25 protein-coding genes are annotated in these 21,457 nt (G+C 74.3%); 16 read left to right on the forward strand and 9 right to left on the reverse strand.

The genetic code is table 11. The features are described from left to right. Positions 1 to 3 precede the first annotated feature (3 nt). The 6 genes from ACH4K1_RS19415 to ACH4K1_RS19440 all read left to right on the forward strand — a co-directional run bounded on the left by ACH4K1_RS19415 (position 4) and on the right by ACH4K1_RS19440 (position 4,541). Positions 4 to 1,548 (forward strand): hypothetical protein, encoded by a 1,545-nt coding sequence (locus ACH4K1_RS19415; protein WP_398090526.1) that lies wholly within the window; start codon positions 4 to 6, stop codon positions 1,546 to 1,548. A gap of 148 nt (positions 1,549 to 1,696) precedes the next feature. After that, on the forward strand, positions 1,697 to 2,386 hold the full coding sequence (locus tag ACH4K1_RS19420) for a DUF2993 domain-containing protein (protein ID WP_398090527.1): 690 nt from the start codon (positions 1,697 to 1,699) through the stop codon (positions 2,384 to 2,386). 242 nt (positions 2,387 to 2,628) lie between these two features. Next, a complete protein-coding gene (locus ACH4K1_RS19425) occupies positions 2,629 to 2,709 on the forward strand; it encodes a putative leader peptide (protein ID WP_350310325.1) in 81 nt (26 codons plus the stop codon). A gap of 185 nt (positions 2,710 to 2,894) precedes the next feature. After that, positions 2,895 to 3,734: a sulfurtransferase gene (locus ACH4K1_RS19430; RefSeq protein ID WP_398090528.1), complete on the forward strand. Its 840-nt coding sequence runs from the start codon at positions 2,895 to 2,897 to the stop codon at positions 3,732 to 3,734. A gap of 75 nt (positions 3,735 to 3,809) precedes the next feature. Beyond that, on the forward strand, positions 3,810 to 4,097 hold the full coding sequence (locus ACH4K1_RS19435; RefSeq protein ID WP_003968135.1) for a DUF1416 domain-containing protein: 288 nt from the start codon (positions 3,810 to 3,812) through the stop codon (positions 4,095 to 4,097). 186 nt (positions 4,098 to 4,283) lie between these two features. Then, a complete protein-coding gene (locus tag ACH4K1_RS19440; protein ID WP_398090529.1) occupies positions 4,284 to 4,541 on the forward strand; it encodes a DUF3099 domain-containing protein in 258 nt (85 codons plus the stop codon). 51 nt (positions 4,542 to 4,592) lie between these two features. Here the strand turns inward: ACH4K1_RS19440 and ACH4K1_RS19445 are convergent, their stop codons facing one another. Continuing rightward, positions 4,593 to 4,955, reverse strand: a complete 363-nt coding sequence (locus ACH4K1_RS19445; protein ID WP_030297192.1) for a DsrE family protein — start codon at positions 4,953 to 4,955, stop codon at positions 4,593 to 4,595. Positions 4,956 to 5,342: 387 nt separating this feature from the next. Between ACH4K1_RS19445 and ACH4K1_RS19450 the strand changes: the two genes are divergently transcribed. Genes ACH4K1_RS19450 through ACH4K1_RS19460 form a run of 3 tightly spaced genes read left to right on the forward strand, consistent with a single transcriptional unit; the run spans position 5,343 to position 7,443 of the window. Further along, positions 5,343 to 5,915: an FABP family protein gene (locus ACH4K1_RS19450; RefSeq protein WP_228994794.1), complete on the forward strand. Its 573-nt coding sequence runs from the start codon at positions 5,343 to 5,345 to the stop codon at positions 5,913 to 5,915. 52 nt (positions 5,916 to 5,967) lie between these two features. After that, positions 5,968 to 6,468 (forward strand): Fur family transcriptional regulator, encoded by a 501-nt coding sequence (locus ACH4K1_RS19455; protein ID WP_398090530.1) that lies wholly within the window; start codon positions 5,968 to 5,970, stop codon positions 6,466 to 6,468. Positions 6,469 to 6,477: 9 nt separating this feature from the next. Beyond that, positions 6,478 to 7,443 carry a YgfZ/GcvT domain-containing protein gene (locus tag ACH4K1_RS19460; protein ID WP_398090531.1) on the forward strand — a complete coding sequence of 322 codons (966 nt, stop codon included), beginning with the start codon at positions 6,478 to 6,480 and terminating at the stop codon, positions 7,441 to 7,443. Between the two features lie 16 nt (positions 7,444 to 7,459). Here ACH4K1_RS19460 and dtd read toward each other — a convergent pair whose 3' ends face one another. Continuing rightward, positions 7,460 to 7,909, reverse strand: coding sequence for a D-aminoacyl-tRNA deacylase (gene dtd, locus ACH4K1_RS19465; RefSeq protein WP_398090532.1), 450 nt, complete (start codon positions 7,907 to 7,909; stop codon positions 7,460 to 7,462). A 115-nt stretch (positions 7,910 to 8,024) separates the two neighbouring features. Between dtd and ACH4K1_RS19470 the strand changes: the two genes are divergently transcribed. Genes ACH4K1_RS19470 through ACH4K1_RS19480 form a run of 3 tightly spaced genes read left to right on the forward strand, consistent with a single transcriptional unit; the run spans position 8,025 to position 10,993 of the window. Beyond that, positions 8,025 to 8,678 (forward strand): ABC transporter substrate-binding protein, encoded by a 654-nt coding sequence (locus tag ACH4K1_RS19470; RefSeq protein WP_398090533.1) that lies wholly within the window; start codon positions 8,025 to 8,027, stop codon positions 8,676 to 8,678. Positions 8,679 to 8,728: 50 nt separating this feature from the next. Continuing rightward, positions 8,729 to 9,715 (forward strand): asparaginase, encoded by a 987-nt coding sequence (locus ACH4K1_RS19475; RefSeq protein ID WP_398090534.1) that lies wholly within the window; start codon positions 8,729 to 8,731, stop codon positions 9,713 to 9,715. Between the two features lie 24 nt (positions 9,716 to 9,739). Beyond that, positions 9,740 to 10,993 carry a GNAT family N-acetyltransferase gene (locus ACH4K1_RS19480; RefSeq protein WP_398090535.1) on the forward strand — a complete coding sequence of 418 codons (1,254 nt, stop codon included), beginning with the start codon at positions 9,740 to 9,742 and terminating at the stop codon, positions 10,991 to 10,993. A 57-nt stretch (positions 10,994 to 11,050) separates the two neighbouring features. Here ACH4K1_RS19480 and ACH4K1_RS19485 read toward each other — a convergent pair whose 3' ends face one another. Continuing rightward, a complete protein-coding gene (locus tag ACH4K1_RS19485) occupies positions 11,051 to 11,890 on the reverse strand; it encodes an ABC transporter permease (protein ID WP_398090536.1) in 840 nt (279 codons plus the stop codon). Then, positions 11,883 to 13,049, reverse strand: coding sequence for an ATP-binding cassette domain-containing protein (locus tag ACH4K1_RS19490; RefSeq protein ID WP_398090537.1), 1,167 nt, complete (start codon positions 13,047 to 13,049; stop codon positions 11,883 to 11,885). Before ACH4K1_RS19490 ends, ACH4K1_RS19485 begins: the two co-directional genes overlap by 8 nt. A gap of 143 nt (positions 13,050 to 13,192) precedes the next feature. Between ACH4K1_RS19490 and ACH4K1_RS19495 the strand changes: the two genes are divergently transcribed. Both ACH4K1_RS19495 and ACH4K1_RS19500 read left to right on the forward strand, forming a co-directional pair. After that, positions 13,193 to 14,002: a TetR/AcrR family transcriptional regulator gene (locus ACH4K1_RS19495; RefSeq protein WP_398090538.1), complete on the forward strand. Its 810-nt coding sequence runs from the start codon at positions 13,193 to 13,195 to the stop codon at positions 14,000 to 14,002. 19 nt (positions 14,003 to 14,021) lie between these two features. After that, positions 14,022 to 14,813: a TetR family transcriptional regulator gene (locus tag ACH4K1_RS19500; protein WP_398090539.1), complete on the forward strand. Its 792-nt coding sequence runs from the start codon at positions 14,022 to 14,024 to the stop codon at positions 14,811 to 14,813. Between the two features lie 8 nt (positions 14,814 to 14,821). Here ACH4K1_RS19500 and ACH4K1_RS19505 read toward each other — a convergent pair whose 3' ends face one another. From ACH4K1_RS19505 to ACH4K1_RS19520, 4 genes are all read right to left on the reverse strand, one after another. Next, entirely contained in the window at positions 14,822 to 15,649 is an 828-nt protein-coding gene (locus tag ACH4K1_RS19505) for a phosphotransferase (RefSeq protein WP_398090540.1), read from the reverse strand. Between the two features lie 4 nt (positions 15,650 to 15,653). Then, complete coding sequence (locus ACH4K1_RS19510) at positions 15,654 to 16,274, reverse strand: HAD-IA family hydrolase (protein ID WP_398090677.1); 621 nt, start codon at positions 16,272 to 16,274, stop codon at positions 15,654 to 15,656. 309 nt (positions 16,275 to 16,583) lie between these two features. Next, positions 16,584 to 17,603, reverse strand: a complete 1,020-nt coding sequence (locus tag ACH4K1_RS19515) for a peptidoglycan-binding protein (RefSeq protein ID WP_398090541.1) — start codon at positions 17,601 to 17,603, stop codon at positions 16,584 to 16,586. A gap of 378 nt (positions 17,604 to 17,981) precedes the next feature. After that, the gene (locus ACH4K1_RS19520; protein WP_398090542.1) at positions 17,982 to 18,845 is read right to left on the reverse strand and encodes an alpha/beta fold hydrolase; all 864 of its coding nucleotides are present in this window, start codon (positions 18,843 to 18,845) and stop codon (positions 17,982 to 17,984) included. A gap of 221 nt (positions 18,846 to 19,066) precedes the next feature. Here ACH4K1_RS19520 and ACH4K1_RS19525 point away from each other — a divergent pair, with 221 nt between their 5' ends. Continuing rightward, positions 19,067 to 19,792 carry a class I SAM-dependent methyltransferase gene (locus tag ACH4K1_RS19525; protein ID WP_398090543.1) on the forward strand — a complete coding sequence of 242 codons (726 nt, stop codon included), beginning with the start codon at positions 19,067 to 19,069 and terminating at the stop codon, positions 19,790 to 19,792. 42 nt (positions 19,793 to 19,834) lie between these two features. On the opposite strand, the gene ACH4K1_RS19530 is transcribed toward ACH4K1_RS19525, so the two are convergent. Then, complete coding sequence (locus ACH4K1_RS19530) at positions 19,835 to 20,686, reverse strand: GNAT family N-acetyltransferase (protein WP_398090544.1); 852 nt, start codon at positions 20,684 to 20,686, stop codon at positions 19,835 to 19,837. Positions 20,687 to 20,953: 267 nt separating this feature from the next. Here ACH4K1_RS19530 and ACH4K1_RS19535 point away from each other — a divergent pair, with 267 nt between their 5' ends. After that, positions 20,954 to 21,421, forward strand: coding sequence for a helix-turn-helix domain-containing protein (locus tag ACH4K1_RS19535; RefSeq protein ID WP_398090545.1), 468 nt, complete (start codon positions 20,954 to 20,956; stop codon positions 21,419 to 21,421). The last annotated feature ends 36 nt before the right edge of the window (positions 21,422 to 21,457 follow it).

Raw genomic sequence — 21,457 nt, forward strand, 5'->3', positions numbered from 1 at the left:
GCCATGAGCAGCAACGATCAGCAGTACCCCTATCCGTACGACCCCGGGCAGCGGCCGTACGATCCCGGGCAGCAGCCGTACGGGACGGGGCAGCGGCCGTACGAGGCCGAGCGGCCGCCCCCGCCGCAGCACTGGCCGGACGGGACGGCCGGGCGGTCCGCGGTCCACGGCGAACCGGACGCCTTCGACCAGGGCGCGACGCAGACGTGGCAGGCCCCGACCTGGGACACCCAGTACCAGCCGACGATCCGCCGCGACGACGGCCCCCACGGGGGACCGGAGCACGGGGGGCCGCAGCAGGCGGAGGGGTACGGGACGGCGCAGTCCGGTCCGTACGGAATGCCGGAGTCCGGTCCGTACGCGCCGCCGCAGCCCGGTCCGCATGCGACGCCGGAGCCGCACCTCCCGTACCCGGAGCAGCACCAGCACCAGCACCAGTACCAGGAGCCGCAGGCGTACCGGCCCCAGCAGCCCTACCAGGAGGAGCCGCAGGAGCGGCAGCAGTACCTTCCGCACCAGGAGTCGCAGGCGTACCAGTCCCCGGAACAGCAGCGCCACCACCAGGGGCAGCAGCCCCCGCCGTACCAGGGGCCTCAGTACCACCAGCAGCCGTACCCGGCGCCGGTGGGCACGGGCTCCCTGCCGTTGCCGCCCGAGGTCCCGGTCGCACCCGCCGCGCCCGTGGCCCCTGCCCCGCCGGTCGCGTCCACCCCCGCTCCCGAGGGCGCCGCCGCGCAGCCCGGCCCGGGCGACACCGGCTACAGCACGCCCACCACGCTCGGCAGCGCCCGGCTCACCGACGCCCAGCGGGCCCGTGCCGAAGGGCGCTCGCCGATCATCGCGCCGGGGATGCGGCCCGCCGCGCTCACCGCCGTCCTCGGCCTGCTGCTCGCGGGGGGCGCGGCGCTCGGGACGTACGCCCTGCTCGTCCCCGTGGTGCTGCTCCAGGCGGTGACGGCCGCCGGGTGGTTCCGGCTCAACGGCATGTGGCCCGCCCGCCAGGGCATCGCGCTCGCCTTCGCCGGAGGGCTGGCCGCCGACGTCGCCCTGCTCGCGGCGGGCCGGGAGCACGGCCCCACCGCGCTGCTGGGCGTCCTGGGCGTCTGGGTGCTGCTCACCGTGGTCCTCCAGCTCCGCAGCCGTGCGGGGGCCGACGAACGGATGTACGGCCTGACGGCCACGGTCGTCTCCGCGGCCCTCGCGGTGCTCGCCGGCGGCCATCTCGCCGCGGCCCCGGAGGCGGTGGCGGTCGGCGGGGTGGCCGTCGCGGCGGCCACCCTCGTCCGCGCGCTCCCGCTGCCCGGCGCGGCCTCCGTCGCGGCGGCCCTCCTGGCGGGCGCGGGCGCCGGCCTGGCGGTCGGCGCGCTGACCGACGTCGGCGCCAAGGGCGCGCTGCTCGGCCTCGCGGCCGGCGGGTGCGCGGTCATCGGGCTGCGGGTGGCGAGCTACGACTACCCGTCCCGGTTCGTGCACATGACGGCGGGGGTGGCGCTGCCGCTGACCCTGGCGGCCCCGGCGCTCCACCTGCTCGGCCGCACGCTCCTCTGACCTCCGCGGGAAGTGGAACGGCCGCCGACGGCCCCCCGGGAACCACCGGGGGGCCGTCGCGCGTCGATCACCCGGGGCGTCCACTCCAGCCGCAGTAGGCTTCACGGTCGCCGGGGGACCGACGGCTCAGGGTGGGGAGACGACACACATGCGCGCACTGCGAATACTGCTGGTCCTGGTGGCGGTGGTCGGCGGCCTCTTTCTCGCCGTGGACCGCGTGGCGGTCCACTTCGCCGAGTCCGAGGCCGAGGACCGGGTCGCGAGGAGCGCGGACGGCGCGGCGTCGACGGAGATCTCGATCAAGGGCTTCCCCTTCCTCACCCAGCTCGCCGCATCGCGGCTCGACCGGGTCGACCTCACCCTCACCGGGATGAAGACCAGCGCCGGGGGCCGCACGGTACGGGTCGGCGAGGTCCGGGCCCGGCTCCACGACGTGAAGCTCGGCTCCGGCTACCGCAGCGCCACGGCCACCCGCGCCACCGGCACCGCGCTCGTCACCTACGAGGACCTGACGGCGGCGGCCAGCGACGGCGTCGTCGTGGAGTACGGCGGCAAGGGGAAGGCGAAGGTGACCGGCACGGTCGAGATCCTCGGCCGCCCGATCTCGCGCAGCGTGCTGTCCACCGTGACCCGCGCCGACGGCGACACGGTCGAGGTGCGCGCGGACAAGGTGCCGGGCGAGGGCATTCCCGGCGTCGAGGAGCTGGTCCGTACGAAGACCGACTTCGAGGGCGACATCGACGGGCTGCCCGAGGGGCTGGAGCTCCAGGAGGTCCAGGTGACCGAGAAGGGGCTGGAGATCTCGGTGGCCGGGTCGGACGTCTCCCTGACCGGCTGACGCCGAGCCGCTCCCGCGCCGCCTCCTCCCCGGGCGCCGCCCCCGGAGGGGCACGGGCGCCGCCATCGATCCGGATGGTGAGACGCGGGTGTCCGCTCCGTAGATGGCGGGAAGGGTTCCCGGAGTCCGGCACCGGCCGGGAGGGTGCCGCGCCCCCTCCCTGTCTCGTATGGCGGATGATCGTGTCTCATCATGCGACACGGCGGTGACATCTCCGCCCGTACCTCCCTACGATCGGACGCATGAAGCGACAGGCGGATCTCACGAAGCGGCGGGCAGTAGACCTGTGCCGCGTCGCCGCCATGCTCTGTCGCACGTTCTGAGCGGGACGCTCGCACCGCCGCAGCCGTCCCGTTCTTCCCGGCCCTCCGACCGTCGCCCCCGACCGTCACCCGGGCCGGCCCCGTGCCCCGTACGCGCCGCGTTCCGTGCCTCCGCGCGTACACCCGCACCCCGCAACTCCGCATCGCGCACCACCCCGCCGCAGACTGCCCCGGAGGAGAACAGCATGAGCCGCAGCGACGTCCTGGTAGACGCCGATTGGGTCGAGGCCCACCTCGACGACCCGCAGGTCGCCATCGTCGAGGTGGACGAGGACACCTCGGCGTACGAGAAGAACCACATCAGGAACGCGATCCGGATCGACTGGACGAAGGACCTCCAGGACCCGGTCCGCCGGGACTTCGTCGACCAGGCCGGCTTCGAGAAGCTGCTCAGCGAGAAGGGCATCGGCAACGACACGCTGGTCGTCCTCTACGGCGGCAACAACAACTGGTTCGCCTCCTACGCCTACTGGTACTTCAAGCTGTACGGCCACGAGAACGTCAAGCTCCTCGACGGCGGACGCAAGAAGTGGGAGCTGGACTCCCGCGACCTGACCGACGCCGTCCCCACGCGCCCGGCCACCCAGTACCAGGCCAAGCCGCAGGACGAGTCGATCCGCGCCTACCGCGACGACGTCGTCAAGGCCATCGGCAACCAGAACCTGGTCGACGTGCGCTCGCCCGACGAGTTCAGCGGCAAGCTGCTCGCCCCGGCCCACCTCCCGCAGGAGCAGTCGCAGCGCCCCGGCCACGTGCCGAGCGCCCGCAACATCCCGTGGTCGAAGAACGCCAACGACGACGGCACCTTCAAGTCCGACGACGAGCTGAAGGCCCTGTACGAGGCCGAGCAGGTCGACCTGTCGAAGGACACCATCGCCTACTGCCGCATCGGTGAGCGGTCCGCGCTCACCTGGTTCGTGCTCCACGAGCTGCTGGGCCAGGAGAACGTCAAGAACTACGACGGCTCCTGGACCGAGTACGGCTCCCTCGTCGGCGTGCCGATCGAGCTCGGCCCCGCCAAGTAGCCCGGCCCCGCCGAGCGGCCCGGCCCGCCCGGCGACCCGCCCGACCAGCACCGCTTCGACCTGAAGGACAGAACCATGTGTGGAGCACAGGCCGGTGGCCCCGACGCTTCGACGATCAAGCCCGGTGAGACCACCATCCAGGGCAGCGTGACCCGCGACGGCGAGCCCGTCACCGGCTACGTGCGCCTCCTGGACTCGACCGGCGAGTTCACCGCCGAGGTCCCGACCTCCGCGACCGGTCAGTTCCGGTTCTACGCCGCCGAGGGCACCTGGACGCTCCGCGCCCTGGTGCCGGGCGGCAGCGCCGACCGCACGGTCGTCGCGCAGACCGGCGGACTCTCCGAGGTCGCCATCGCCGTCTGAACCACGGCACGCGCCGTCCCGTACGGCGCCCGGACCGGCCGAAGGGCCGCACCCCAGGGGGTTGGACGCCACCTGACGCGGGGTGCGGCCCTTCGCGCCGCCCGGAGCCCCCGCGCGCCGCCCGGAGCCCGCCCGGAGCCCGTCCGGTGCTCGCCCCGTCCCGGCCCTGAGTCCTACCCTGGAGACATGTACGCCCGGCGCAGGCGGAACTACCTCCTGACGATGGGCGGATGCGTCGTCCTCTTCGTGTCCGCCTGGGCCGTCGTGCGCCTGTGGTCCATGCCCGTCGCCGTCGGCATGTGCGTGGTGGCCATGGTCATCCCCCCGGTCGCCGCGGTGCTCGCCAACCGGCGCGGCCCGGAGGACCGTTGGTGGGACGACCCCTCCGGCGATCCGACGTCCGACGCGTGGTGGGACGAGCTGGACGGCAAGAAGCGCCGCTGAGCCACGGGCGCGGGAGCCGGCCCGGAGCCGGCCCGGCGGCCCGGGGGCGGATCAGTAGACGAGCGCCTGGGCGTCGTCCGCCATCGCCTCCTGCACGAAGACCTGCGCCCCCGCGATGCGTACGCCCTCCAGCACGTCCTTCTCCGTGATGTCGCGCCGCGCCGCGCACTGGGTGCACAGGGTGACCCGGCCGCCCGCCAGGAGCGAGTCCAGCAGGTCGGGCAGGGGTGCGGCGTGCGGGAGCTCGAACTCGGCGGCCCGGCCCGGCAGCGCGAACCACGACGACTCCCCGGTCAGCCAGAGCGAGACCTCGACCCCGCTGGCGACGCCCACCGCCGCCACGGTGAAGGCCTGCGAGCAGCGTTCGGCGGCCTCGGGCCCGGCAGTCACCTTGATCACAAGCTTCTTCGCCATACGCCGAACTGTAATCGGCCGGGGGGCGGCCTCTCCTCGGCCCCGGGGCGCCGGGCCGCGCGGACGGGGGGAATCCGCCCGGCGGATCCCCCCCGGGGGAACCCCGCCGCCGGGCGGCCCGCGGCCCCGGCCCGAGCCGCCACCTGAACGAGAAGGCGGGGCCCCCACCCATTAGGCTGGGGTCCGGCCCTGTCACCGCCGCCACCCGCTCGTCACGAGGAGCCCCCTGTGCTTGAGGCATTCTTCACCGCCCTGCTGGTCCTGGTCTGCGTGGGCGTCACCGCCTTCGCCGTCATCACCGTGAAGAAGCTGTACCAGGGCCAGCGCTGACCTTCGCCGCCCCGGTTCCCCGCCCCCTCGTACCCTCACAGATCGCCTGAGCCGCTCATGATCGAGATTCCGTCAGACCTCCACCCGGACCTCGTCCCGCTGGCCTTCCTCCTCGGCAACTGGGCGGGCGCGGGCGTGTCCGACTTCCCCGGCGCCGAGAAGTGCAACTTCGGCCAGGAAGTCACCTTCAGCCACGACGGCCGGGACTTCCTGGAGTACGTCTCCCACACCTGGGTCCTGGACGACGAGGGCAACCAGGTCCGACCGCTGGAGACCGAAACCGGTTACTGGCGCGTCGACAAGGACCGCAAGGTCGAGGTCGTCATGGCCCGCGACCAGGGCGTCATCGAGATCTGGTACGGCGAGCTGGCCGACCAGAAGCCGCAGATCGACCTGGTCACCGACGCGGTGGCCCGCACGGCGGCCTCCGGCCCGTACAGCGGTGGCAAGCGGCTCTACGGGTACGTCAACAGCGACCTCATGTGGGTCGGCGAGAAGGCCACCCCCGAGGTCGAGCTGCGCCCGTACATGTCCGCGCACCTGAAGAAGGTCGTCACCCCCGAGGAGGTCGCCGAGATGGCGCGGAACCTCGAGGACATGCCCGACGACGGCATCGCCTTCTTCAAGTAGTCCCGGCCCGCGGGCCCGCCCGGTGTCCGACCGCACGCCCTAGACTGGGCGTGTGGTGACCACCGACTGGAAGACCGACCTCCGCCGGCGCGGCTACCGGCTGACGCCCCAGCGGCAGCTCGTCCTGGAGGCGGTCGACGCCCTGGAGCACGCGACCCCGGACGACATCCTCTGCGAGGTGCGCAGGACCGCCTCCGGCGTGAACATCTCCACGGTGTACCGGACCCTGGAGCTGCTGGAGGAGCTCGGGCTGGTCAGCCACGCCCACCTCGGCCACGGCGCGCCCACCTACCACCTGGCCGACCGGCACCACCACATCCACCTGGTCTGCCGGGACTGCCAGGAGGTCATCGAGGCGGACCTCTCCGTCGTCGCCGACTTCACGGAGAAGCTGCGCGCCGACTTCGGCTTCGACACCGACATGAAGCACTTCGCGATCTTCGGCCGGTGCGCGCAGTGCACGGCGGCCCGGGCGGCTCCGCGGACGGCTCCCGGCACGGCCGCGGGGCCGGGCCCGCACACGGCCGCGGAGGACGCCCCCGCCAAGTCGTAGGCTGGGCGCATGAAGAGCCCCTTGCTGTCCCTGCCCGGCGCCGTCCCCGCCGAAGGCCGCGACGAAGGTGTCGCCGCGCACTACGGCGACCTGTTCCGCGAGCAACGCGCCCTCGCCGACGGCAACGGCTTCGTCGACCTCTCCCACCGGGGCGTCGTCACCGTCACCGGCGAGGACCGGCTGAGCTGGCTGCACCTGCTGCTCACCCAGCACGTCAGCGACCTCCCCCCGCACCGGGCCACCGAGTCCCTGATCCTCTCCGCCAACGGGCACATCGAGCACGCGATGTACCTGGTGGACGACGGTACGACGGTGTGGATGCACGTCGAACCGGACAGCCAGGAGGCGCTGATCGCCTACCTGGAGTCGATGAAGTTCTTCTACCGGGTCGAGGTCGCCGACCGCACCGCTGACATCGCCCTCGTGCACCTTCCGGCCGGGTCCATCGCGGAGGCCCCGGACGGGGCGACCGTCCGGGAGACCCCGGAGGGCCGGGACCTGTTCCTGCCCCGCGCCGGCCTGGAGGAGTTCGCCGCCGCCCACGGGCCCGCCGCCGGAATCCTGGCGTACGAGGCGCTGCGCGTCGAAGGGCACCGGCCGCGCGTCGGCTTCGAGACCGACCACCGCACCATCCCGCACGAGCTGGGCTGGATCGGCACCGCCGTCCACCTCCAGAAGGGCTGCTACCGGGGCCAGGAGACCGTCGCCCGCGTCCACAACCTGGGGAAGCCGCCGCGCCGGCTCGTCTTCCTGCACCTGGACGGCAGCGAGGTGCACCTGCCCGGCCACGGCACCCCGGTGCGGCTGGCCGCGGACGGTGAGGAGGGCCGCCAGCTCGGCTTCATCACCACCTCGGCCCGCCACCACGAGCTGGGCCCGATCGCCCTGGCCCTGGTCAAGCGGAACGTCCCCGTGGACGCGGAACTGCTCGCCGGGGAGACCGCCGCCGCCCAGGAGACGGTCGTCGAGCCGTAGGCGGGCCGACCGCGCCCTACACCTCGACGATCACCGTGAACGGGCCGTGGTTCGTGAGCGAGACCCGCATGTCCGCTCCGAACCGGCCCGTCTCCACCCGCGCCCCCAGCGCCCGCAGCCGCGCCACCACCTCGTCCACCAGCGGCTCGGCGACCTCGCCCGGCGCCGCCGCGTTCCAGGTGGGACGGCGGCCCTTGCGGGCGTCCCCGTAGAGAGTGAACTGAGAAATCACCAGAAGGGGGGCGTTCACATCCGAACAGGACTTCTCGCCCTCCAGAATGCGCAGCGACCAGAGCTTGCGGGCCAGCTGCGCCGCCTTCTCCGGGGTGTCGTCATGGGCCACCCCGACCAGTGCGCACAGGCCCTCGCCGACGATCTCCCCCACGATGACGGGCCCCGACGGGTCGTCCGCCGTGCCGCCCACGGAGACGCTCGCCCCGTCCACTCTCTGTACCACTGCGCGCATACAGACCAACCTATCTTGGGCTGAACGGGTACAAGACGTCAGTAGGGGCACGGTGATGGGTGGCACGATGCACGATGTCGGTGTGCCGACGCACCGGTCGAGGGGACGGAACAGCATGAGTACCTATGGAGCCGGACAATCTCCCGGTGCCGTACCGGGGGCCCGTACCAGCGCCAGCACCCTGCGGTCGCCCGTACAGCGCGGTGTGCCGGGACAGGTTCCCGTACTGCCGCCCGCGAAGCCCGCAACCGCCACCGTGCCCGAGCAGGCCGGCGGGGACGCGGGCTTCGGCGGACTGCGGCTGCCGGAGCTGCGGACGCTGCGCCGGGACGCCCAGCGCGACGAGGCCGATCTCAGCTACGTACGCCGCCTGGTGCAGGGCCGGATCGACATCCTGCGCGCCGAACTGGCCCGCCGCCGGGGCCCGCAGGCCCCGGTGGGGGACGCGGCGGTGGTGAGGCGGCTCTCGGAGATCCTGACCGACGCCCCGTCCCGGCACCGCACCTCCGCCCGGCACGTCACCCTGAGGACGCCGCGCGGCGACGAGTTCCGGCGGCTCGCCGCCGAGACCCTGGCCGAGGTCGAGCTGTCCGACCTGGACGCCCGGACGGACGAGGAGCTGCGCACGGCGATGGGCCGCCTCGTCCGCTACGAGCAGCAGGTGTCCCGCCGCCGTCACGAACTCCAGCGCACCGCCGACGATTGCGGTGCGGAGATCGCCCGCAGGTACCGTGACGGGGAAGCACAAGTAGACGACCTGCTCGCCTGAAGCGACCCTTCCGGGCGCGGGTCCGGCACCCCCGTCCCCGGAAGGCCCCCATGACGTCCACCGACGCCCCGACCGCCGCACCGACCACTCCGCACCCGGCCCCGCCCGTCCTGGCGGAGGTCGTGCGCTCCGGCTTCACGGAGGGGCGCCACCGGGGTTCGCTGGTCCTGCTCGCCGCCGACGGCAGTGTGGAGCGGGCGATCGGCGATCCGGCCGCGCCGGTCTTCCCCCGCTCCTCCAACAAGCCGATGCAGGCCGCCGCGATCCTGCGGGCCGGTCTCGACCTGTCGGGCCGGCGGCTGGCGCTGGCCGCGGCGAGCCATTCCGGGGAGCCCTTCCACCTCGACCTCGCGCGCACGATGCTCGCCGAGCACGGGCTGAGCACCGCCGACCTGCAGACCCCGCCGGACCTGCCGCTGGACCCGGTGGAGGCGGAGAGCTACCTCGCGCGCGGGAACGTACGCGAGCGGATCACGATGAACTGCTCCGGCAAGCACGCCGCCATGCTCGCCGCCTGCCTCCGCAACGGCTGGGACACCGCCACCTACCTCGACCCCGGCCACCCGCTCCAGCGGCTCGTCGGCGAGGTCGTCGCGCAGGCGGCCGGAGAGCCCGTCGCCGCGCTCGGCACGGACGGCTGCGGGGCCCCGCTGATGGCGATCGGGCTGACCGGTCTGGCCCGCGCCTTCCGGTCCTTCGTCCTGGCCGAGCCGGGGAGCGCCGAGCGCCGGGTCGCGGACGCGATGCGTGCCCACCCGGAGTACGTCGCGGGCACCCGGCGGCCGGACACCTGGCTGATGCGGGAGGTGCCGGGGGCCCTGTCCAAGATGGGCGCCGAGGCGGTCCAGGCGGTGGCCCTGGCGGACGGCCGGGCCCTCGCCTTCAAGATCGACGACGGGTCGGCCCGCGCGCTCGGCCCGGTGCTCGCCCGCGCCCTGGAGCTGCTGGGCGTCGACGCCCCGGTGGTCGCCCGGATCGGGCGCGCGCCGCTGCTCGGCGGAGCCGCCGAGGTCGGGGAAATTCGCGCGACATTCTGAGCGGCGCCTGCCTAGCGTGGAGGAATGAGCCTTGCTGCCCGCACCGTCGCTCCGTCCGAGTTCCCCGACTGGTTGAGGGCGGTGCGGACCGGCTTCCTGACACCCCTGGAGAGGCCGGGCGAGGAGCTCGTCGCGGACCGTCTCACCGATGTCGACCTCTCCCGCACGCAGGGCGTCTTCGACGCCGGGCGGTGCGTGGCGACGTTCCGCTCGTTCGCCCAGCGGCTGACCGTGGTCGGCGGGGCCACCGTGGCGGCCGACGGGATCACCGGGGTGACCGTGTCGCCCACGCACCGCCGGCGCGGCCTGCTCAACCGGATGATGGCCGCGGACCTGGCGGCGGCCAAGGAGCGCGGCGAGGTGGTCGCCTCGCTGATCGCCGCCGAGTACCCGATCTACGGACGGTACGGCTTCGGCCCCGCCTCCTGGACCGCCGAGTGGGAGGTCTCCGTGCACCGGGCCGGGCTCGACCCGCGCCGCTCCGGGCAGCCGGCGGACGGGGGGCGGATCGAGATGGTGGACGGCGCGGACATCCGCACGTACGGCCCCGGGGTGCATGCGGCGCTGGCGGCCCGGCAGCCCGGCGTCGTCACCCGCGGCGAGCGCTGGTGGCGGCAGTGCACGGGCGTCGCGCCCCGCGCGCCGCACGAGAAGTGGGAGGAGCCGTTCTACGTGGTGCACCGCTCCGCCGACGGCGAGGTCGACGGCCTGATGGTCTACGGCGTGGACGCCGAGTGGGGCGACGCCAAGCAGCCGCTGAACACCGCCTCCGTACGGGACATGATCGCGCTGAACCCGGCGGCGGAGCGGGCCCTGTGGCTCTACCTCTGCTCGGTCGACTGGGTCAGCACGGTCCGCTCCGGATACCGCGCCCCCGACGACCTGCTCCCGCAGCTGCTCCCCGACCCCCGCGCCGCCCGCCCGGTCACCCACGCGGACTGGCTGTGGCTGCGGATGCTGGACGTGCCGCGCGCCCTGGAGGCCCGGACCTACGCCGTCGAGGCGTCGCTCGTCCTGGACGTCCGGGACGAGTCGGGGCCGGCGGGGGGCCGCTTCCTGCTGGACGCCTCGGACGGCGGCGCCCGCTGCGTCCCCACCACCCGGAGCGCCGATCTCACCCTGGGCGTGGCGGAGTTGGCCACGCTGTACCTGGGCGACGAGTCCGTGCGGCGGCTGGTGGACCTCGGCCGGGCGGAGGAGCTGCGGGCGGGTGCGGCGACGACGGCGGACGCCGTGTTCCGTACGGGGCGGCGGCCGTGGTGCCCGGACGTGTTCTGAGCCTGCCTGCCCGGCCCCGGCCTTTCGGGGCGGTCCGCCCTGGTCCGCCCGCCGGGGTCAGCGCGTCCGGATGCGGAACAGGGCCCCGGACGCCGCGACCGCCGCGGTGAGCATCCCCGCCGCCCAGGCGAGCGCGATCCACGGGGTGCCGCCCGTCTCCTCGCCGAGCAGCAGTCCGCGCAGGGACTCGATGGCCGGGGTGATCGGCTGGTGGTCGGCGAAGCCGCGCAGCCAGTCCGGCATCGACTCGGTGCGGACGAACGCGCTGCTCGGGTAGGGCAGGAACGACATGAAGAACGTGAAGCCGCTCGCCGCCTCCGGGGTCCGGGCCAGCAGGCCGATCGCCGCCGAGAGCCAGGACAGGGCCACGATGTAGGCGATCAGCACGAGGGCCACGAGGAGCCAGCCGCTCCAGGAGGCGGCGGGGCGGAAGCCGATCAGCAGTGCGACGGCGAAGACCAGGGCGGTGGCGCAGAGGTTGCGGACCGTGCTGGCCGCCACATGCCCGGCGAGCACCGGCGTACCGCCCACGTCCAGGGACCGGAAGCGGTCGATGACGCCGCCCTTCATGTCCTCGCTGACGGCGGTGGCGGTGGTCGCCGCGCCGAACCCGGCGGAGAGGAGCAGGACGCCCGGGACGACGTACATGACGTACGTGTCGTACTCCGTCCCGGTGTCGATCGCGCCGCCGAAGAAGTAGACGAAGATCAGCATCAGCATGATCGGCAGGGCCAGGGACGTGATCAGCGCGTCGACGTTGCGGCTGCTGATGCGCAGGGCGCGGGCGGTCATGACGGCGGTGTGGGTGAGGGGGCCGGCCGTGCGCCGGCGGGGCGCGGCGGCCGTTCCGGCGGGGCGGGGTGGGGCGTTCCGGGGCTGGACTGCGGTGTCAGACACGGGTGGATGCCTCCGGATGTGTGGTCGCGTCCCCGGTGGCGGGGTGCGCCGTGGGGCTGGTGGCCGGGCTCAGGGCAGGGCTCGTGGCCGGGCTCAGGGCAGGGCTCGTGGCCGGGCTCGTGGCCGGGCTCATGGGGGTGGCCGAGGTCAGGGCCAGGAAGACGTCGTCGAGGGTGGCGGAGTGCAGGCTGAAGCGGGCGATGTCCCGTCCGTCGGGGTCGAGCCCGTCGAGCAGGGCGCGGACCTGGGCCGCCGTGCCGTCGGTGGGCAGGCCGAGCGTCAGCGTCTCGGGGGAGTGGTGGACGGCCAGCGTCGCGAGCCGCAGGTAGGCGTCGCGGCTGGTGAGGACGAGGTCGAGACGGTGGCCGCCGACGCGGGACTTGAGGTCGGCGGCGGTGCCCTCGGCGGCGATCCGGCCCTGGTTCAGCAGGGCGATCCGGTCGGCGAGGCGGTCGGCCTCCTCCAGGTACTGGGTGGTGAGGAAGACGGTCGCGCCGCGTGCGGCCAGCTCGCGGACGACCTCCCAGAGCTCCTGGCGGCTGCGCGGGTCGAGGCCGGTGGTCGGCTCGTCCAGGAAGAACACCTCGGGCTCCGGCGAACCGACCAGCCCGGCGGCCAGGTCGAGGCGTCGGCGCATCCCTCCGGAGTAGGTCCGGACGGGGCGGCGGGCGGCCGCGGTGAGGTCGAAGCGCTCCAGCAGGTGCGCTGCCCGGCTCCTTGCCCCGGAGCGCGACTGCCCGGTGAGCCGGGCCATCATCCGCAGGTTCTCCTCGCCGGTCTGGGTCTCGTCGACGGCGGCGAACTGGCCGGTGAGGCTGATCGACCGGCGTACCGCGCTCCGTTCGGCGACGACGTCGCGGCCGGCCACGCGTGCGGTGCCGGAGTCGGCCTCGGTCAGCGTGGCGAGGATGCGCACGGTGGTGGTCTTGCCGGCCCCGTTCGGCCCGAGGAGGGAGAAGACGGTGCCGCGTTCGACCCGGAGGTCGAGGCCGTCGAGCACGCGGACGGCGGGCTTTCCGTAGGACTTGGTGAGGCCGTACGCCTCGATGGCGGTGGCGGTGGTGGCAGTGGTGGACGTCGCGGTGGTGGCGGTGGTGGACGCCGTGGGGGTGGCGGTCGGGGCGGGTGCGGGCCCGCCCGGCCGGATCGGCTCGGTCATGTTCGAACCCCATTCTGCGTATGGCATACGCGTTACTGCGTAAGCATTACGCATCTCTAGGATGGGGTCAAGGCGCACGGGGGCGCGGGCAAGACGTGGGCATGGGCCGGGGCGCCGGGCGAAGGGGATGCGGTGACGGTGCGGTGACGGACAAGAACGGCTCCGGCGGGGACCTCCCGGCCAGCCTGGAGGCTGCCTGGGGGCTGCGGAACCGTCCGGCGAAGGGTCCGAAACCGGGTTTGAGCCTGGAGCGGATCGTGGCGGCGGCGGTGGGCATCGCGGCGGCGGACGGGCTCGCGGCCGTGTCCATGGGCAAGGTCGCCCAGGAGCTCGGCGTCTCCACGATGTCGCTGTACCGGTACGTCTCCGCCAAGGACGAGCTGTACGTCCTGATGCAGGAAGCGGCGGTCGGCGCGCCGGAGCCGTTGGCCGCCCTGGAGAACGGCGCGGGCTGGCGGGCGGCGCTCACCGAGTGGGCGGCCGCCCAGCGCAGCCGCTACTACGCCCACCTCTGGGCGCTCCGCATCCCGATCGGCGGGCCGCCCGCCACCCCGAACTCGATCGCGTGGTGGGAGCAGGGGCTCCAGGCGCTGGAGGGCAGCGGCCTCGCCGAGGGCGACAAGACCTCGGTGGTCCTGCTGGTCTCCAACTTCGTCCGCAGCGAGGCGCTGATGACGAGCGACCTGGCGACGGCCGTGGTCACGCGCGGGGTGACCCCCGACGAGCTGGCGGCCTCCCACGAACGCACCCTCAAGCGACTCGTCGATCCCGAACGGCACCCCGGGATCACCCGGCAGCTGGAGACCGGGGTGATGAGCGGGCCGGACGATCCGGAGTACGAGTTCACCTTCGGCATGGGGGTGCTGCTGGACGGGGTGGAGGCCCTGATCCGGAGGGCGGCCGGCGGCCCGGGCGGCCCCGGGGACCAGGGCGGCGGAGCCAAGTCCGTGTGAGGCCAAGGGCGTACGCTTCATGGTCATGGACGGAGAGAACGCCGGGAGCACGGACGGAACCGGAACCGGGGGCGGGAGCGGGCCGGGCTCCGACCGGCGGGCCCCGGGCGGGCAGGCCCCCGGCGGCCAGGCCCCCGGGGGGCAGATCCCCGGCGGGCGGGGTTCCGGCGGCGCCCGGGGGCGCTCGCCCGGGCCGGTCGGCCTGCGGGAGCGCAAGAAGCAGCTGACGTACCAGGCGGTTTCCGACGCCGCCATCACGCTGTTCCTGGAGCGCGGCTTCGACAAGGTGTCCGTGGCGGAGGTGGCCGCGGCGGCGGACATCTCCAAGCCGACGCTGTTCCGGTACTTCCCCGCCAAGGAGGACCTGGTCCTGCACCGGTTCGCCGACCACGAGGGCGAGTCCGCCCGGGTGGTCGCCGCACGGCCCGCCGGTGAGAGCCCGCTGGACGCCCTGCACCGCCACTTCCTCGACGGCCTGGACCGCCGCGACCCGGTCACCGGCCTCTGCGACGCCCCCGACGTGCTGGCCTTCCTCCGCCTGCTGTACGGAACGCCCGCCCTGGTCGCCCGGATGCACGCCTACCAGGGGCGCTCCGAGGCCGCCCTCGCCGGGGCCCTCGGCGGCGGACTGCCCGAACGGCTCGCGGCCGGGCAGATCGTCGCCGTCCTGCGCATCCTGGCCCTGGAGAACTGGCGGCGGATCGACGCGGGGGAGAGCGCGGACCAGCTCCACGCGGGTGCGGTACGGGCGGCGGACGAGGCGTTCGTCCAGCTGCGGACGGGGCTGGAGCCGGCACCGCACCACGGGTGAGCCGCAGTTCAGTCGGCGAGCAGGGCGGCGGCCGGCGTACGGCGGTGGGCGGCCGGCCACGTCTGGTGCCGGTCCCACACCGCCCGCCCGTTCTCCTCGTACGCCGCCGTGTACGCCGCGTCCCCCCGCGCCACCCGCTGCTCGACGAACGCCCGGCACACCGCGGTGGCCTGCTCGATCACCTCGGGCAGGGCGGCCCGGTCGGCCCGCCCGAGCCCGTAGCCGGTGGCCGGCACGCGCAGGCGGTGGGCCCGGTCGAGACCGGCGCGCCCCCGCATCGGCACCCAGTAGCGGGCGGTCATGGCCACGTCCCACACCGGACGGCCGGGCGCGGCCAGGTCGAAGTCGATGAGGGCGGCGGCGCGACCGCCCCGGAACACCACGTTCTCCAGGCACACGTCGTTGTGGCAGACCAGGGCGCCGGGAGCCGCGGCCCCCGCCGGGTCGGCCAGACCGGTGGGCCGGCCCGCCGTCCGCTCCACCGGAACGGCCGCCGCCGCGTCGTGCATCCGGCGGAGCAGCGCTCCCACGGAGTGCAGGGCCCCGTCCGTCCACACCCAGGGCGGGTGCGGGGCGACGGCGACCTCACCGGGGACGTACGAGAGCCGCTCGCGACGCCCGGAGGCGGAGAGGCCGGACGGTACGGGCAGGTCCGCGAACCCCTGGTCGCGGAGGCCCCGCAGGTGGGCGTGGAGGAGGGGGGCGTGCGGCGGGGCGGGGCGTTCGACGGTCTCGCCGCGCCGGAGGACGGCCCCGGCGTTGGCCGACCCGCCCGCCCACACCTCCGGCTCGTCCCCGGCCGGCCCCCGCACCTCCGGCTGCTCCTCCCGGACCACGGGGTCAGCCCACGCGTCCGGCGTCCGGGGCGGCCGGCTGCGCGCACGGGCCCAACGCCCTTCGGAGGTCGGCCGGTTCGCGGTAGAGGACGCCGGTCATGCCGAGGGCCTCCGCCGCGTCGACGTTCTCCTGCCGGTCGTCCACGAACAGGCAGCGGTCCAGCGGAACGCCCGCCCGGTCGGCCGCGATGCGGTAGATGGCCGGGTCGGGCTTGGCCACCTGCTCCACGGCGCTGCTCACGACCGCGTCGGCCAGCCCGTCCAGGCCCAACAGGGCGAGGTCGTCGTCCAGTCGCAGGGTCGCGTTGGTGACGAGCACCAGCGGCACATGGGTCCTGGCGCGGCGCAGCAGCGCGACCACCTCCTCGTCGGCCCGGGACGGCGCGTCCGCGAGGGCCCGGGCCAGGTCGCGCGCCCGGCCCTCGCCCACCCGGTCCGCGAGCGCGGCGGCGATGGACTCCACCCAGGTGTCCGGGGTGATCCGGCCCAGGAGCAGGGGGAGATCGGTCTCGGGCGCGTACGCGACCTCCTCCGTGGTGCCCACCGGCAGTCCGGCGGCCCGCTCCAGGGCGGCCAGCGGGGCGGTGTCGTAGAAGCGGACGACGTTGTCGAGATCGCAGAGCACGGCGTCGAAGGCGCAGGTGGTGGGTCCGGGAGCGGTTCCGGAGCCGGAGCGGCCGGGGCCGGAGAAGGGCGCGGCGACGGCGTCCGGGGCGGCGGCGGCCGGGGAGCGGTGGGCGACGCCGGGGGCGTGGTCCGTACGCGTACTCATGGCTGGACTCCTGCGGGGCCGTCGCCGTGGTGCGGCGGTGGTGCGGGGGGACGTGGCCGACCCTAAACGGCCGCCGGACCGTTCAGGGCCGACCACTGCCGCCCGGCCGGGCGGCCCCGCGAGGCGCCACGCGTCACCGTGGGCCCCACACCTGTCGGCGGGTCAGCCGGTCAGCGCCCGCCAGGTCACCGGCCCCGCCTCGCCGTCGACCACCAGGCGGTTGACGCTCTGGTAGGCGCGTACGGCGCTCGTGGTGACGGACCCGAACCCGCCGTCGACCGCCAGCCCGGCCCCGCGCTTGTTCAGCGCGGCCTGGAGCGCCCGGACGTGTGAGCCGTTGCCGCCCTGCCGCAGCGTGTACACGAGCTTGGGCCAGGTGGCCGGGCCGACCTGCCCGTCGGCCGCCAGCCCCTTGGAGCGCTGGAACCGCTTGACGGCGTCGACGGAGACGGAACCGTACGCCCCGTCGGCGGCCAGCCCGTAACCGCGCTGGTTCATCAGGTGCTGGATCACGACGACCGTCGCGCCCTTCGCGCCCGGATCGATCCGCGACCAGCCGCCGGCCAGGTCCACGCCCCGCGCCGCCAGGAAGGAGACCGGGTTGACCGTGGCGCCGAGGCCCCCGGCGTGGGTCTCGAAGTGGAGGTGGGGGCCGGTGACGTTGCCGGTGGCCCCCATGTCGGCGATGCGCTGACCGGCCCTGACCGTGGCGTTCAGCCCGACGCGGTAGGCGCTGAGGTGCCCGTAGTAGGTGTACTGGCCGCCGCCGTGCGCGATCACCAGGGCGTTGCCGGTCCGGCCCGGCAGCCCGCCTCCCCAGGACCGGCGGACGACCGTACCGGCGGCGGCCGCGTAGACGGCGGTGCCGGTGGAGTTGCTGACGTCCTGCCCGGCGTGGGACGCGCCGCCGCGGGGCGCGCCGTAGTGGCCCCCGGCCGGGAAACGCCCCAGGGCCGGACAGGCCCAGGCCCCGTTCGCGGCGGTGGCCGCCGCTGCCGCCGTCCCCGCCACCGCCGGGGTCCCCGCTTCCGCCGCCGTGGAGGCTCCGGCCGACAGGTTCACGGTGAGCGCGGCGAGGCCGAGACCGGTCAGCAGTCCGCGGCGGGACAGCCCCGGAAACGGGCCCGTCGCGTCAGCGGGCAGGTCGTTCGACGTGGCGGTGGTCGCACAGGATCGGCACATGGTGACTCCCTCGAAGCGGTCGGACGCGGGGGCAGGCCGGCGAATCGGCAAGTCGGCGACTTGGCGAGTCGGCGATTCGGCGCGGGTACGGAGGGTCTACTCGCATAGACGCTAGGCGCGGCAGACGGGTCTGTCAGGGGCCCGCAGACCCACGGGGGGCCCAGCCGCAGGGCCCAGAGCGGGCCCAACGCGCCGTACGGCGAGGGCGGGGAACGCGTACGCGGAGGCGCCGGCCCGTCCCGAACTGCCGTGACGCGACAGATGGGTCGAGCGCCCCGGCCCGCGTCTCCCGGCCCTCGCCCACCGGCCCGTGGCCCCGCCCGTCCCGCCGCGTACGTGGGCGGCGGCCCGGACGGGCCGGGGCGTCAGGCGCCGGGCTCAGGACTCCGCGGGGTCCGCGAGGGCGGCGAGCAGTTCGGCGGCGGGCTTCGGGTGGACGAGCCAGTGCAGATGGCTGCCGTCGAGGGTGTGGACGTCGAAGGGGTTGTCGGGCGTGAGCGCGTCGGCCTCCCGGATCATGCGGTCCTGCACGGCGGGCGGCAGGCTGGCGTCGGCGGCCAGGCGCACATAGCTCCGGGGCACCGTGCCCCAGGTCGCGGCCTGTGCCCGGTCGGCGGGCGTACCGGCGTCGAGGTTCTCGTCGGGCTGGAAGGTGTTGAGGAAGGCGCGGAACTCGTCGTCGGTGAGGTCGGCGGCGAACGCCTGCCGGAACGCGGTGAGCGCCGTCGCGTCGGCGGTACGGAAGTTGACGCGCAGTAGCCCCAGTTCGCCGGGGTTTCCGAGGAGCGCGGTGGCGAAGGCCCCCGCGTCGACGCCGGCCATCTCCGGTTCGGCGTAGTAGCCCGCCACGTCCAGTTCGACGGGGCACCATGCGGAGACGTACACGATGCGGTCGATCAGGTCGGGCCTGGCGTTGGCGACGGCGGTGACCGTGACGCCGCCCCGGCTGTGGGCGACCAGGACGGTGGGCCCGTTCCGCTTGGCCCGTTCCAGGGCCTCGATCACGCGGGTGACGTTGTCGGCGAGCGTGACCCCCTTGATGCCCCCCGGTTCCGAGGCGAGGCCGACGAGATCCTGAGGGGACTGGTACGCGGCGGGGAAGGTGGCTCCGAACCCGTGGCCGGGAAGGTCCACCGCGGCCGAACGATGCCCCAGCAGGGCGAGTTCGGCCTGCAGCGGGGCGAAGGAGAAGGAGTTCGCGAAGGCTCCGTGGACGAGGACGAAGGTCGGCGGTTTCTGCATGCCTCACCCTCCCAACAGAAAGATCATCCGGGCAAGGGCCGGGGCCCGAGGAGGTGAGGGCGTCTCCGACCAACCCCAACGACCTTGCGGACGTGGGGGGAAGGGCGCACTCCCGGCCCGGGCGCCGGCCCTCGCCCGGCTGCCCCGACAGGTTCCGGAACAGGGTGGAAGTGGCCGGAAACGGGTGGCCGTTCCCGGCCGGCAGCCCTACGTTCGGCGGCATGGCCGACGCATGCTACGCCCATCCGCGGCTCGCCGCGATCTACGACCCCCTTGACCCGGATCGCGGCGATCTCGACGCGTACGTCGCGATGGCGGAGGAGTTCGGGGCACGACACGTGCTCGACATCGGCTGCGGAACAGGGGTGTTCGCCCTCCTGCTGGCCGGACGCGGGCTCGACGTCGTGGGCGTCGATCCCGCCCGGGCGGCCATCGAGGTGGCCCGGACCAAACCGGGCGGCGAGCAGGTGCGCTGGATCCGCGGTGATGCCACGGCCCTTCCGCCGATGCGTGCCGACCTGGCGACCATGACGGCGAACGTCGCCCAGGAGATCGTGGATCCGCGGGCGTGGCGCGCCACCCTGCGGGGGGCGTACGCGGCACTGCGCCCCGGCGGCCGTCTGGTCTTCGAGACCCGGAACCCGGCCGCGCGGGCCTGGGAGGGGTGGAACCGGGAGGCGTCCTTCCGTGTGACGGAGATCCCGGGCGTCGGCGCGGTCGAGAGCTGGGTGGAGGTGACGGGGGTGAGCGGGCCGCTGGTCTCCTTCCGCTGGACGTACGTGTTCGCGGCCGACGGGGAGGTGCTGACCTCGGACTCCACCGTGCGCTTCCGCGAACGGGAGGAGGTCGAGGGGGAGTTGACCGCGCGGGGGTTCGCGGTGGAGGACGTACGCGACGCGCCCGACCGGCCGGGCAGGGAGTTCGTCCTCGTCGCGCGCCGCCCGTGACGCCGATGCCCGTGACTCCCCCGCCCGGGGCGGTCCGGATGCCTACTGCCCCCGGGCCGGCTGGTCGGCGATCAGCAGGGTGGTGCCGGCCGGCCGGAAGCCCAGGCGGGCGTAGATCCGGGCGACGGCGGCCTCCGCATAGGCGAGGAAGACGGTGTGCACGCCGTGGTCGCGGGCGTGGGTGGCCAGGGCCGCCATGACCGCGGCGCCGAGGCCCTGTCGGCGTGCTGCGGGAAGCGTGCCGATCCCGCCGATCTCGGTGATGCCCTGCGCCGGGTGGTAGTGGCCCGACGCGAGAGGCGTGCCGTCCGGTGCGAAGGCGGCGGCGAGGACTTTGTGGCCGGTGAGGAGCGTGGGGCGGATCGTCGCCACGGTGCCGTCCGCCACGAGCTTTTCGGCCACTGCCGCCAACTCGGTCCGGCCCGCCGGTCCCACCGCCGTGCCCTCTGCCGCGAAGGCCAGCCGGGGGAGCGCGAGTACGGCGGGCAGGGCCGGATCACCGGCTTCCAGGACCCGGATCACGACGCCCTCGGGCAGGGGCTGCGGGGGCAGGGCGTGGTGGGGGTCGAGGACCATCAGCGGGCGTTCCGCCACCGGGAGCCCGGCCGCCTCGACGAGGGCGCGCAGGGACGGCGTCACCTCGGCGAGCCACTCGAACGACTCCGGTACGCCGAGCTCGCGCTGACGGGCGCGCACCCGGGCGACATCGGCGGCCGTGATGCTCGCGGGGCTTCCCGGGGCGGGACACGCGTGGTTCGGGCCGCCGTAGTACGGGGCCCCCTCCTTCTTCCGTACGAAGAGCCGCAGGGGGCCGAACTCCTCGGCCTCCGCGAACGCGGACGGCACGGTGGCGTAGTACAGCTCGATGCGGTCACGCAAGGTCGGTTCGCCCATACGGCCCATCCCATCACGGGGGGACCACGGCGCCGCTTCCGGGCGGGACACGGCTTCGCGGGGCGCGGCGGCAGGGGGTGTCGATGCGTCGGACGGATGCTCCACCCCACCGCCGGGGCGTTTGCCGGAACCGCCAGAACCGCTGGGGCTCGCCGCAGCTACGGAGAACGGACAGCCGTGCTCGGCCTCATCGGGGCGCGCCGTGGCGTGGGACACTTTTGCAAGCGCCTGCTTGCAATTGTTAGCAACGGTGTGCACTATCGGGTCATGGCATCACTCAACGTCGGCAATCTCGGGGAGTACCTGCGGGAGCAGCGTCGTGCGGCGCAGCTCTCGTTGCGGCAGCTCGCCGATGCCACCGGGGTGTCGAACCCGTATCTCAGCCAGATCGAGCGCGGTCTGCGCAAGCCCAGCGCGGACGTGCTCCAGCAGGTCGCCAAGGCCCTGCGGATTTCGGCCGAGACCCTGTACGTGCGTGCGGGGATCCTCGACGAACGGGAGCGGGAGGAGCTGGAGACGCGGGCGGTCATCCTGGCCGATCCGTCGATCAACGAGCGGCAGAAGAGCGTTCTGCTGCAGATCTACGACTCCTTCCGCCGCGAGAACGGCTACGCCCCCGGTCCCGACGCGGAAACCGGTCCCGAGGCGGAAGCCGGGCCCGGGACGCACGCCGCGCCCCCCACACCGGCCGGGCCCGACGCGGACGCCAAGGAAGACCACGACCCTCACAGCTGACAGCAGCTGGTTCGATGATCCGGGAGGACCACAGTC

The organism is Streptomyces sp. NPDC017448 (genome assembly GCF_044330565.1).
Taxonomy (GTDB): domain Bacteria; phylum Actinomycetota; class Actinomycetes; order Streptomycetales; family Streptomycetaceae; genus Streptomyces.